This is a genomic window from Hydrogenophaga sp., assembly GCF_050182545.1.
Taxonomy (GTDB): Bacteria; Pseudomonadota; Gammaproteobacteria; order Burkholderiales; family Burkholderiaceae_C; genus Hydrogenophaga.
Map to the genome: position 1 here is coordinate 1 of NZ_JBFXCD010000003.1, position 12,541 is coordinate 12,541.

Annotated in this window: 7 protein-coding genes; 6 read left to right on the forward strand and 1 reads right to left on the reverse strand. The window is 66.3% G+C overall.

Annotation, left to right across the window (positions count from 1 at the left end; all coding sequences use genetic code 11):
* Positions 1–9 precede the first annotated feature (9 nt).
* The 3 genes from AB7P10_RS03840 to AB7P10_RS03850 are packed head-to-tail and all read left to right on the forward strand — an operon-like array spanning position 10 to position 7,585.
* Complete coding sequence (locus AB7P10_RS03840) at positions 10–4,983, forward strand: putative Ig domain-containing protein (RefSeq protein ID WP_428292526.1); 4,974 nt, start codon at positions 10–12, stop codon at positions 4,981–4,983.
* Positions 4,980–6,296, forward strand: coding sequence for a glycosyltransferase (locus tag AB7P10_RS03845; protein WP_428292821.1), 1,317 nt, complete (start codon positions 4,980–4,982; stop codon positions 6,294–6,296). The genes AB7P10_RS03840 and AB7P10_RS03845 overlap by 4 nt, the downstream gene beginning before the upstream one ends.
* Entirely contained in the window at positions 6,266–7,585 is a 1,320-nt protein-coding gene (locus AB7P10_RS03850; protein ID WP_428292527.1) for a glycosyltransferase, read from the forward strand. The genes AB7P10_RS03845 and AB7P10_RS03850 overlap by 31 nt, the downstream gene beginning before the upstream one ends.
* A 9-nt stretch (positions 7,586–7,594) precedes the next feature.
* Here AB7P10_RS03850 and AB7P10_RS03855 read toward each other — a convergent pair whose 3' ends face one another.
* Entirely contained in the window at positions 7,595–10,159 is a 2,565-nt protein-coding gene (locus AB7P10_RS03855) for an FtsX-like permease family protein (RefSeq protein ID WP_428292528.1), read from the reverse strand.
* Between the two features lie 54 nt (positions 10,160–10,213).
* Between AB7P10_RS03855 and AB7P10_RS03860 the strand changes: the two genes are divergently transcribed.
* The 3 genes from AB7P10_RS03860 to AB7P10_RS03870 all read left to right on the forward strand — a co-directional run bounded on the left by AB7P10_RS03860 (position 10,214) and on the right by AB7P10_RS03870 (position 12,538).
* Entirely contained in the window at positions 10,214–11,095 is an 882-nt protein-coding gene (locus tag AB7P10_RS03860) for a transglutaminase-like domain-containing protein (RefSeq protein ID WP_428292529.1), read from the forward strand.
* Between the two features lie 225 nt (positions 11,096–11,320).
* Entirely contained in the window at positions 11,321–12,295 is a 975-nt protein-coding gene (locus AB7P10_RS03865; protein WP_428292530.1) for a VOC family protein, read from the forward strand.
* An 18-nt stretch (positions 12,296–12,313) separates the two neighbouring features.
* A complete protein-coding gene (locus AB7P10_RS03870; protein WP_428292531.1) occupies positions 12,314–12,538 on the forward strand; it encodes a recombinase-like helix-turn-helix domain-containing protein in 225 nt (74 codons plus the stop codon).
* Positions 12,539–12,541: the final 3 nt, after the last annotated feature.

Consider the following 12,541-nt stretch of genomic DNA (forward strand, 5'->3'; position numbering starts at 1 on the left):
GGCCCGGCCATGGTGCTTGCGCCAGGCCTGGCGGAGCTGATCCAGGAGCTGCGGTTCAGTGACGGCACGAGCAAGGACCGGGCCGCCTGGGAGGACTGGCTGCAGAGCCGGCAGTTCGACGGCGACGCGACGGGTGGCTCGGATGCCTACTCGGATCAAACCCTGAATGGCACGGCCAACAACGACCGTTTGCTGGGTGGCTATGGCAATGACACCGTGCGCGGTGGTCTGGGTGACGATGTGCTGGAGGGGTCTGGAGGCAGCAATCGATACATCTTCGGCAGGGACGACGGCGACGATACCGTGCTGGTTCACGATTCCGAGCTCGGGGAGCTCGCGTTCATCGACGCGGACATGGCAGGCCTCTCTGCGACCTGGCACCAGGGCGGCATTCTCGTGCGGCAGGACGCGTCGAACTCGGTCATGCTGCATAGCGCGAGCGGAAAGACGCAGGCGCTGCTGGATATGAGGGTGGTGGATCGGAACGGGCAACAGCTTTTGGTCTCGGAACTGATCGACGCTCCCTCACCTGAGGTGCCCGGGTCGCTGCAGGCGCGCAGAGATGCGTTCCTTGATGTTCAGCTTGCGCAGCTGGGCAGTCTGGGGCAGCGATATCAGGGTCCAAACACCTGGGGTGCCGCGGCACTGGCAACGCCTGATTCTGTGGAAGTACTTGCGACCACCATGACTGAAGGTCAAGTGCATGAGCACGGTTCCTACCTTCGGACATCCACGCGGTCGGAGGACAGGGAGATCGTTGAGCGCACGCCGGTGTTCGAGACGATCAACCACCCGGGCACCACGCAAGTGCAGAGGGTGTTTGTGCCCATCAATTCCGGTGTTGCGTACGACGGGGTTCTGATCGCGGGTAGTGAAGAGAACGTTCTCAGTGCCACCGGGCAGTTGGTGGGTTACTGGGCAAGCTTTGTCGGTACGCAAACGCCGCCCTCCGTGGAGACCCGACAGGTAGGCTGGACGACCACGACCCGCATCGAGACGGTCACGCACGCTCAAGACAGCGCAGTCCAGGAACGCATTGTGGGCACGCAGGGCGACGATGTTGTGCGGCCCGACCTCGCTCAGATGCAGGTGAGCATCGACCAATACGGCAATGAAACCTCCTACCCGGTGTTGTTCCGTGGCTCGGTGGAAACCGGTGAAGGCAACGATCAGATTCTGTTGGGAAGCAGTTCGAACGGGGGAGGCGGTTGGACAAGCGATTGGAGCATCGAGCGTGATTGGGGATATCTCGATTTGACCCACTACTCCGGCCAGGTGTCCGACCACTACTTCCGTGGCTTGGGCGCCTGGGTGGACGCAGGCGAGGGAGATGACACTGTCATGGGTACCGATGGCAACGACGTCATCATTGGTGGCGCTGGTGCGGATTTCCTCGATGGGCAGGCGGGCGCCGATACCTACGTCATCGGATTCGAAGAGAGCGTGGTCGATCGCATCCAGGATCTGGCGCGCTTCATCCCATTGCCGGAGCACGACTGGGCGGCAGCCCAGTGGTTCGAGAGTTATGGTGGGGATCTCTCCCGTCAAAACTCGGACGTGGTGGAGTTCGACGCATCGATCGAACTGCCGCGCCTGACGTACCGGATCATCGACGAGAACGTGGACGACGGCACCAGCGTGTACGACAAGTCCGTTGTGCTGCAGCTGTTCCACGATGGAACCTTCTTTCTGGAAGCGCTCATTCCCCTGGCCGATGCGGTGAGCGGGGTATCCCTGCCTGGCATCGAGCTGTTCCGGTTCGCGGACGGCTCGGAATACCAGACCGCGGCGCTGCTTCAGCTGCTTGCGCAGCAGCCGGCGCCGCCGGATCTGCAGCTGTCAGGCACCGCGGCCGACGATTCCCTGGTGGGTGGCCTGGGCGCCGATACGCTGGACGGTGGCCTGGGTGCAGACACCTTGATGGGCGGATTTGGCAACGACACGTACGTGGTGGACGACGCCGGCGATGTGGTCATCGAGCACGCCTGGCAAGGCACGGACACGGTTCAGGCCCATGTCAGCCACACCTTGTCCGCCAACGTGGAGAACCTGACCCTTCTGGGAACGGCTCACATCGACGGAACGGGGAACGCCCAGAACAACGTGCTCATCGGCAACGCCGGCAACAACCTTCTGGATGGTGCCGCAGGGGCGGACCGGATGGAGGGCGGTCTTGGCGACGACACGTACGTCGTCGACGACTATGAAGACGAGGTCGTCGAACATGCCGGCGAAGGCAACGACATGGTGTTGTCGGGTACGTCTTTCGCCCTGGGTGACAACCTGGAAGGGCTCACCTTGACGGGCTCCGAAGGCCTCTCCGGACAAGGCAACGCCTTGAACAACCTGCTGATCGGAAATGCAGGAGACAACTACCTGATGGGTGACGCTGGCGACGACACCTTGCTGGGCGGCGCGGGAGAAGACTACCTGCACGGCGGCGATGGCAGCGACCACCTCGATGGCGGCGCGGGCGCCGATGTGTACGCGCTGGATGCCGCAGACCCGGGTTGGGACACGATCTACGACGGCACCGCAATGACGGATGAGGTTGACCCGTTGTCGGCGGTGGTGGATACGGTGCGCTTCGGCTCCGGCGTGACACCTCAAGCCTTGCAGATGGCATGGACCGTGGTGGACACCGACGATGGGCAGCAGCTGGCACTGTCCATCAGCTGGGGCGGTGCGGGCGGCGCCCATGTGGTTGTGCCCGACTCCGATGCGCCACAAGGCGTGGGCGTCGAGCGCTTCGAATTCTCGAACGGCACGGTGTGGACGCTGCAGCAGATGCTGGACATCGCACCGCCGCGGCCGGCGGAAGAGCCCACGGTCACGGTGGCGCAGGCCATCGGAGCGGTGGTGGCGCTGGAAGACGACGCATGGTCGTTCCAGATCCCTGGCACGGCATTTGATGTCGAGGGCGATCTTGTGCCCACCTACGAGTTGCGCCTCGGTGATGGCAGCACGCCCCTGCCTTCCTGGTTGCAGTTTGACCCGGTGACCGGGACCTTGTCGGGCTCGCCCGGCAATGAGGACGTCGGCGTGCTTGATCTGCAGATCACGGCCGTTCTGAACGAAACCCAGAGCGCTACGCAGCAGTTCACATTGGAGGTGCACAACACCAACGACGCGCCCGAGTTGAGTGCGCTGGTCGATGTGCAGGTCACGGTCGGTCAGCCATTGACCTGGTCGTTGTCAGCGGCCGCTGTGCAGGACGTCGACGTTGGTGACTCCCACAGCGTGATGGTCGAAACCGCAGATGCGTCCCCTTTGCCTGCCTGGTTGACGTTCGACCCCGTGACGGGAGAACTGAGCGGTCAACCCGGCGGTGGCGACACTGGACAGCTGACGCTTCGGGTGACGGTGACCGACAGCGCAGGTGCCACAGCCGAACGGCTCTTCACGTTGCATGTGAATCCAGAGCAGGAAGGCATTCACGGCACGGCATTCGACGATGAGATGGTGGGCAGCATGGGCAACGATGTCATGTACGGAGGGGATGGCAACGACACCTTCTACGCGCTGGACGGTGACGACGTCATCTATGGTGGCGACGGCAATGACTTCATGGAAGGTGGTGCGGGTCGCGACACTTTGGTGGGCGGAGCGGGGGACGACACGTACTGGGCAATCGAACCGGACGACGTGATCGTTGAGCACGAAGGTGGAGGCCATGACCGTGTGATCATCTTTGGCGATGGCGGTACCCTGGACGTGGCCCAATTTGACGACCAAATCGAAGCCGTAACTGCTGTCGGATTTGACACCGTGGTCGGGACCACGGGGGGCGATGAGATTGAGGTGTTCAGTGACGAAGGGGGCACTGTGGTCGAAGCAGGCCTTGGCGATGACACGTTGGGCGGTGAGAGCCAATACGACGTGCTGCGCGGTGGCGAAGGTTCTGACCTGATCCGAGCAGCCGGCACGATGGACGGCGGAGCCGGGAACGACACGCTGATGGCGCAGGCACTCGGGCCCGACGGGGTAACGCATACCGTGATGTTGGGGAGCGCTGGCGACGACTGGATCTACTCCATGGCCAATGCGGGGTCCACTGCCTGGATCGAAGGCGGCATTGGCAACGACTTCATCGCGCTCTCCGCCTTCGCAAGCAATACGGTCGTCTATCGCGCGGGCGATGGCATCGACTCCGTTTATGTCCATGATGAAGATGGAGACGACACCCTTCTGTTCCCCGACATAGAACTGGAGGACCTGGCGTTTGTGCGCAATGACGACAGTCTCGGCATCATTCACCGGAGCGAACCCGAGGCGTCCACGGTGTGGGTGGAAGGCTTCTTTCTTTCGGATGGACCAGAGGGTTACTACAGCTTCTCTCGGTACGTGTTTGGAGAAGACGAGGTCGAGCTGACGGTGCAAGGGATGATTGACCGATTGCAGGTCTTCACGAATGGCGGGGGCATTGGCGATCAGTTGGCCGGCGGTACAGGAGACGACGTACTGTATGGCCGGGATGGCAACGACACCATCAACGGGCTGGGCGGAAACGATGTCATCGTCGCGGGGAACGGCAACGACATGCTCGATGGCGGGTCCGGGGATGACACCTTGGTGGGGGGCAGCGGCAACGACACCATTCTGTTCGGCCGCGGCGGCGGCGCTGACCTCGTGACAGGCGGGTCCGAGACCTGGCTCTCCGATCAAGACATCGTCCAGTTCGGAGCCGACGTAGCGCGAGAGCAGTTGTGGTTCGAACAGGTGGGCAACGACCTGCGCGTGAGCATCATCGGCACCACTGACTCGATCACCGTCCCCCGCTGGTACCCGCAAGGTAGTCAGGCGCAGGATGAGCACCGCATCGACGAGTTCAGGACGATGGGTGGAGAGGCCCTGATCAAGAGCCAGGTTGATAGTCTCGTTTCCGCCATGGCGGCTTTCTCACCACCACCCATGGGTCAGTTCACGCTGGACCAGCAGCGAGCCGACGCGCTCGGCACGCAGATCGCGGCCAGTTGGCAGTGACGGGCGCACCATGGCCTGCTTCCGGGCGTTTCTCAGGCAGACCCACGGTTCAGGCTGAGGGCGCCCGGCCGATCCTGATCGCCTGGGAACAAGGCGGCAACCTCGGGCATCTGCTGCGCATCAAGGCCGTTGTCGAGTTGCTGCGTGAGCAGCAGCGCGAGGCGATTCTTGCGGTGTCGCATGTGCTGGGAAATCAGTTTGCCGAGGCGTTGGCGGGCATACCCTGTGCGAAGGTGGTGGTGCGCTGCGCGGCCCGAGAGGGACGCCACCACCCGAACGCCCAAGCCGCCTCCTTCGCCGGGGTGCTGTCCGGCCAGGGCTGGACCGATGAGCCATGGCTGCGAAACAGCATGCAGGCCTGGGTCAATCTGTGCCAACTGACCAAGCCGGCAGCGGTTGTGCTGGACTACGCTCCAGTCGCATCGCTGGCCGCTTGTGTTCTCCGCATACCCGCGTTGCAGATCAGCAGTGGCTTTGACGCCCCGCCACCGACACGCCAGGGTCTGGGGCGATTCCGCTCCAGAACGGGGGAGATCTCTGTGGCGGAGGCGGCTGAAGTTGCTGCGGTGGATGCCGCCATCGCGCGGGTGATCGCAACGCTTGGACATCAAGGCCCTGCGCCTTTTCTGCGTGAGGTGCTTGCGTACCCGAGGCAACTTTTGGACTGCCTTCCACAAACCGATCCCTATGGCGCCCGAGAGAATGCCGTTTACGCACCGTTTCTCTCGCGGTCCTCAACGCCGGCCCATGCTTCGTGGCCTGGTGAACCATCAGATCCTTCGCGCACCCGCGCTTTTGTCTATGTCAGGGAGCCCATCGTTGCCGAGCAGTTGCTGCATGCCCTGGCGCGAAGGAAGGTGTCCACGCTTTGCTTCTGGCCCGGATATTCTGGCCATTTGCCTTTCATGAAAGAACACGGCATCAGCGTCCATGCACAGCCGCTGGACCTGAACGACGTGTTCCGGGAGGCGTCTTTTGTTGTGAGCTATGGGTCCGTCGGCATCGCAACGCGCGCTGTGCTGGCAGGCATTCCGCAGATCGTCATTCCCACCGACATCGAAAAAGGAATGGTTGCGCAACGACTGCATGAGCAAGGCTTGGGCATTTGCCTGAAGCCGAGGCGTGCATCCCACGGCTTGGATAAAGCGCTGGATCAAATGTTGGGAACGGACGTCTATCGCGAAAGATGCAAGGCAATTCAGTTGCAGGTCCAATGCGCGCAGGCCGAGCGCACGTTCAGCAAAGAGATCCATGCCGAGATGGATCGATTGACGGGCCAGATGTGGAGCATCCCGATGGGGGCCTCTTCGTGAGAATACTGTTTGTTCATCAGAATTTCCCCGGGCAGTTTCTTCACCTGGCTCCAGCGCTGGCCGCTCGGGGTCACGAGGTGGTGGCGCTGCGGGTCGCCAGGTCGCCCGGGCTCGTGCGCTGGCGCGGCGTCAGCGTGCACGGATACGCCCTCAAGGGGCGCACCACGCCAGGGGTCCATCCCTGGGTGGCGGACATAGAGACCAAGACCATCCGCGGCGAAGCATGCTGGCGCAAGGCGCGGCAACTCGATGGCGAGGGGTTTTCGCCGGACGTGATCTACGCCCATCCGGGCTGGGGTGAGTCCTTGTTTCTCAAGCAGTTGTGGCCTGCGGCCAGGCTGGTTCTCTATGGTGAATTCTTCTACGCACCCGAAGGGGCGGACATGGGGTTCGATCCGGAGTTTTCTTCCCGGGGAGATGCTGGCGAGCAGATGTGTCGTCTGCAGATGAAAAATCTCAACCACCTAGCGCATCTGGGTCAGGCCGATCTGCTCGTGAGTCCCACGCGTTGGCAAGCCAGCCGTTTTCCATCCCCATGGCGAGAGCGCATCGAGGTAGTGCACGACGGCATTGATACCGACGCGCTACAGCCGGCCCCCGCGGTGGAGGTGCGCTTGACCGATGGCGTCGAGCTCAGCAGGGGCGATGAGGTGATCACCTTCGTGGCCCGCCATCTGGAGCCCTACCGCGGGTTTCACGTTTTCATGCGCGCGCTGCCGGCGCTGCTGCGCGCGCGTCCGAAGGGGCACGTGCTCATCGTGGGAGAAGACGGGGTGAGCTATGGCTCGGCTCCCCAGTCACACCGGAACTGGCGCGAGTTCATGTTCGCCGAGATGGGCTCGAAAATTGCGGCCGAGGATGCGCGGCGTGTGCACTTCGTGGGCCGGTTGCAGCGCGATGCCTTCACGCGCGCGCTGCAACTCTCCACGGTTCACGTCTACCTCACCTATCCCTTTGTGTTGAGCTGGAGCCTGCTGGAAGCCATGAGCGTCGGTTGCGCCATCGTGGGCAGCGACACCGCGCCGGTGCGCGAGGCGATCGACGATGGACAGCAGGGCTTGCTGGTGGACTTCTTCGATTCACAGGCGCTGGTGAACGCCATCGAGCGCCTCCTCGCGAACGCCGAGCTGCGCGAACGGCTGGGCTGGCAGGCACGTCAACGGGTCTGCGAGCGCTATGACCTCAAACGGTACTGCCTGCCGCGACAGGTGGCGCTCGTTGAGTCAATGTCCGCTGGGCCACCCAACCGGCTTGGCGATCAGGCGCGCCAATCGAACCTGCTTTCGTAGGCTTGCGGCTTACCAGTCCTCCTTCACCGCCCGCACCGCGTCGCGGCCAGCCGCCGCCTGGCCGGCCAGCCAGGCGGTGAGGGTGCCGGCCACCACCACGGCGGCGCACAGCGCGAGCAACCGTGCCCAGGGCAGCACCAGGTCCATGGTCCAGTGGAAGCTCTGCGGGTTGACGACGTGCACCAGCACCAGGCTCACGGCCAGGCCGAGCGCGAGGCCGGCGAGCGCGCCGAGCAGCGTCCAGGCCAGGCCTTCGAGCGCGACCACGCCCAGGATCTGCCCGCGCGTGAGGCCCAGGTGGGCCAGCAGGCCGAACTCGCGCCGCCGCGCCAGCACCTGTGCGCTGAAGCTGGCGGCCACGCCGAACAGGCCGATGCCGATGGCCACCGCCTGCAGCCACACGGTGACGGCGAAGCTGCGGTCGAAGATGCGCAGCGAGGTGGCGCGGATCTGGCCGACCGAGGCGAACTCCATCCGGTCTTCGGCACCGTACTGCGCGGCCAGCGCGCGGATGCGTTCGCGCACGGCGTTCTCGTCTGTGCCTTCCTGTAGGTGCAGCGCGAGGTCGTTCACGCGCGTGTCGCCGGTCAGGCGCACGAAGTCGGCGCGGCCCATCACCACGCTGCCGTGCTGGCGCGCGTAGTCGCGCCACACACCGGCCACGAAAAAGCGCACGCCGCGCGCCTGCGGCCCGGCAAAGGCCTGCGCCAGATCGGGCAGCCAGGTGCCAGGGTGTGCGCCGTACAGGTCCACCATGGCTTCGCTCACGTACACCGGCACCGCTTGCGCGCCGTCGGGAACGGGCAGGGGGTTGCCCACCAGCGGCAGGCCCAGCGCGCGCCCGGGTGCGGCCTCCAGCGGGCGCGTGAGCAGCGTGACAGCGGGTCGCGCCGCGTCCAGCTGCACCGGCGTGGCGCGCAGCGTGTCGACGCGGGCCACGCCTTCCACCCGCGCGACCGCCGCCACGAAGTCGGGCTGCAGGTGGTTCGTGTCTCCTCCGCCACCCGCGCTGCGCACATACAGCTGCGCGGGCAGCACCGCGTCCAGCCATTGCGTGACCGAATCGCGAAAGCTCGCCACCATCACCGTGAGCGCGACCGACAGCGCCAGGCTGGCCACCACGCCGCTGGTGGCCACGGCGGCGGTCTCACGCAGGCGGCGCGCGCGCTCCACCGCGAGCACCGGCAGGGCATGGCGCGCGATGTGCGGCGCGATGCGGTCCAGCAGCGCGCCCACGGCCAGCGGCAGCGCCGCAATGCCACCGACCAGCAGCAGACCGACCGACACATAGGCCGCCAGCGGGATGCCGGCCACGGGAGGCGCCCAGGCCAGCGCGCCGGCCAGCACCACCAGGCCCAGCGCCAGCGTGTGCCGTCGCGCGCCGCCTGGCGCGGGCGCGCCCAGCCCCTTGAGCGCGAGCGCCGGCGCCATGCGCGCGGTGGCGCGCGCCGGCCACCAGCCGCCCACCAGCGCAGCGGCCACGCCCAGCAGCAGGTACACCAGGGCCGCCAGCGGGCTCCACCGCAGCGGTGGCGCCACGCCCGGGAAGTAGCCACCGCCCAGGTCACCGCCCAGCAGGCGCAGCGCCAGCGCGGCCAGCGCCGTGCCCAGGGCAATGCCCAGCGCGCTGCCCAGCAGGCCGAGCAGGGCGGACTCGGCCAGCACCAGCCGCAGCCTCTCGTTCGCCGAGAGACCGAGCACGCCCAGCAGCGCAAACTGCGGCTGGCGCCGCGCCACCGAGAGCGCCAGCACCGAGTACACAAGGAAGGCACCCGTGAACAGGGCGACCAGCGCCAGCACCGTGAGGTTGACCCGGTACGCGCGCGAGAGGTTGCTCACGCGCTCGCCGGCCTGTTCGGGCCGCTGCGCAATCACGTTCGGCGGCAACTGCAGCGCGGCCAGCACCGCGTCGGCGCGCGCGCCGGGCGCCAGGCGCAGGTCGACGCGGCTGAGTTCGCCCACGCGCTGCGTGAGCGCCTGCGCGGCGGCCACGTCCATCACCAGCAGCGGCGCGCCCGGCGCATTCACCCGCCCGGCAATGCGCAGCGCGGGCAAAGCCAGACCCGCCGGCAACGGCAGCGCCTGCTGGTTCGCGAAGCGCTGCCGCGCCGCCGCGTTGAGGTACACCGCGTCCGGCGCGAACAGGTCGAAGCGCCTTGTGCCCGACCCGCCCGCGGGGGCTTCATCGGCCACCGGCATGAGGGCGGGCGAGGGGCCCGCGACCACCAGCGCGTCCACGCCCAGCAGCTTCGCGGCCACGGGTGTGCCACCGTCGGGTGCGGCCAGCCGCAGCGGCTGCTCCAGCACCGGGCTGGCCAGCGCCACGCCGGGGTGCGCGGCCACCTGTGCCAGCAGGCGGTCGTCCAGCGCGCCCTGGCGCGCCCGCAGCTCCAGGTCGGGCTCACCGTTGACGGCGCTCACGGCACTGGAGAACTCGGCCAGGGCGGACGCGTTGATCAGGTGCACGGCAAACGCCAGCGCCACGCCCAGCATGACGGCCACCACGGCCGAGGCATTGCGCCAGGGGTGGTGGCGCAACTCCTGCAGCGAAAAGGTGGAGAGCAGCGCGCGCATGGTTTTGCAGCATAAGCCCGGCGGCGACAGGCGTTTGCCCCCATGATGCCCCTCATGGTCCACATTCATCTCGCCATCGATCTGCTCTATGGCGTCAACGCGCCCGGTGCGGACTTCATCTTCAACGTGCAGGCCGCGCATGCGCCGCAGCAGAGCGTCGTGTGGGAGGAACTGCAGGTGAGCCAGCCCGTGCCACTGGTCATGCACACCGACCCCGCCACGCGCACGCGCACCCTGCGCCTGACGGCCAGCCCGGGGCCGCTGACGCTGCGCTACCGCGCCACGCTCGACATCGACCACCACGTCTCACAGCCCGACAGCGTGTTCGAGACGCCGGTGGCCCAGCTGCCGCCCGATGCGCTGGCCTACATCTACCCCAGCCGCTACTGCCAGTCCGACTGCGTCACCGCCATGGCCATCGAGCTGTTTGGCCAGATGCCGCAGGGCTACCGCCGTGTGCAGGCGATCCAGCAGTGGGTGCAGGGGCAGGTCAGGTTCGAGTCGAACACCAGCAACTCCATGACCTCGGCGCTGGACACGCTCAATGACCGCAAGGGCGTGTGCCGCGATTTCGCGCACCTCATGATCACCTTCTGTCGCGCGCTCAACATTCCCGAGCGCTTCACCACCGCGATCGACTTCGGCGCCGACCCGGCGCTGGGGCCGACCGACTTCCACGCCTATGTGGAGGCCTACATCGGCCACCGCTGGTACATCTTCGACCCCTCGGGCACGGCCATTCCCATGGGCTTCGTGCGCATCGGCACCGGGCGCGACGCGGCCGACGCCTCGTTCGCCACCATCTTCGGCAACGTGGTCACGCACGCGCCGCGCATCGACATCTCGGCCGAAACCAGCCGGCAGCGCGGCTGGGACATGCCGGTGCACCGGGCCGAAGCGCTGTCCACCGACGGCGGCCGTCCCGCAGGCGGCTGAGCCCGGCCACCCACCGGCTGACCGTGCTGCCGGGGAGGGATGCACGCGGGCGGGCAGCGGGCGCCTGGGGCGCGGCTGGGCACAAGACCGAGCAAATTACTGTGCGAAGCCACTTCCCATGCCTGGCATTTGCCGGTAGAATTCAAAACGTTTCAAGTAAGAAACACGGGTTTACTAAAGAAACGTCTGATTCGTCGCTGCGGTCAGGCACTTCAAGGACGACAGATGAGCGTATTGGGCATTGACCAGATCACCTTCGGCGCCACCGACCTGGCACGCTGCCGCCAGTTCTTCCTGGACTGGGGGCTTACGCTGGTCGAAGAAGCCCCCCAGGCACTGACGTTCGAATCGCTCAACGGCTGCCGCGTGGTGGTGGCCCATTCCGACACCCAGGGCCTGCCCGCCGGCGTCGAGCCCGACCCGACGCTGCGCGAAGTGGTGTGGGGTGTGGACTCCGCTGAGAGCCTGGCGCGTTACCGGAGCCGGCTCGCGGGCCAGCCCGGCTTTGTGGATGGAGACGAGCGCGTGGGCTGCACCGACCCCAATGGCCTGGCAATCCGCTTGCAGGTGACGAAGAAGCGCCCCGTGCAGGTGGAAAGTGCGCTCACCAACACCTGGAGCGAACGCCGGCGCGTGAACCAGCGCAGCCCGGCCTACGACCGCGCCACGCCGATCGAGGTCGGCCACGTGGTGTTCTTCGTGACCAACCTGAAGGCCACCGGCGCGTTCTACACCGAGTTGCTGGACTTCGCCGTCTCCGACCGCTACCCCGAGCGCGGCCTGTTCCTGCGCTGCGCACCCGAGGGCGGCCACCACGACCTGTTCCTGCTGCAGCCCCCCGAGCCGCGCAAGGGCCTGAACCACGTGGCCTTTGCCGTGCGCGACGTGCACGAGGTGTTCGGCGGCGGCATGCACATGTCGCGCTGCGGCTGGAGCACCGAACTCGGCCCGGGCCGCCACCCCATCTCCTCGGCCATCTTCTGGTACTTCGAGAGCCCGGCCGGCGCGCTGGTGGAGTACTACACCGACGAGGACGAACTCACCGCCGACTGGCAGCCGCGCGAATTCACGCCCGGCCCCACCGTGTTCGCCGAATGGGCCATCAAGGGCGGCATCGACGGCAACACCCGCCGCCAGGTGAACGCGCCCGCGCCCAGCGGCAAGTTCATGACCGACAAGCCCAAGCCCCCCACGGAATGACCCGAAGGAGACTCTTCCATGCGCACCCCTGACCTGTACAACGAAACCCACCAGGCGCGCACCGCGCCGCCCACCAACTACGAGGGCCTGCTGGGCGACTCGATCGAGCGGGCCTATGCCCAGGGCATCCACGACCTCGACGGCCTGGTGAGTTACCTCAACGACGCGGGTCCCTCGGGCCCCAACGGCCAGCGCTGGACCGCCGCGTCCTTCCAGCAGGAAATGGCCCGCCTCGGCGCCTGAGCG

Coding starts and splice junctions, on each gene's coding strand:
- AB7P10_RS03840 (WP_428292526.1), top strand. CDS start 10: ATGGTGCTTGCGCCAGGCCTGGCGGAGCTGATCCAGGAGCTGCGGTTC.
- AB7P10_RS03855 (WP_428292528.1), bottom strand. CDS start 10,159: ATGCGCGCGCTGCTCTCCACCTTTTCGCTGCAGGAGTTGCGCCACCAC.
- AB7P10_RS03860 (WP_428292529.1), top strand. CDS start 10,214: ATGGTCCACATTCATCTCGCCATCGATCTGCTCTATGGCGTCAACGCG.
- AB7P10_RS03865 (WP_428292530.1), top strand. CDS start 11,321: ATGAGCGTATTGGGCATTGACCAGATCACCTTCGGCGCCACCGACCTG.
- AB7P10_RS03870 (WP_428292531.1), top strand. CDS start 12,314: ATGCGCACCCCTGACCTGTACAACGAAACCCACCAGGCGCGCACCGCG.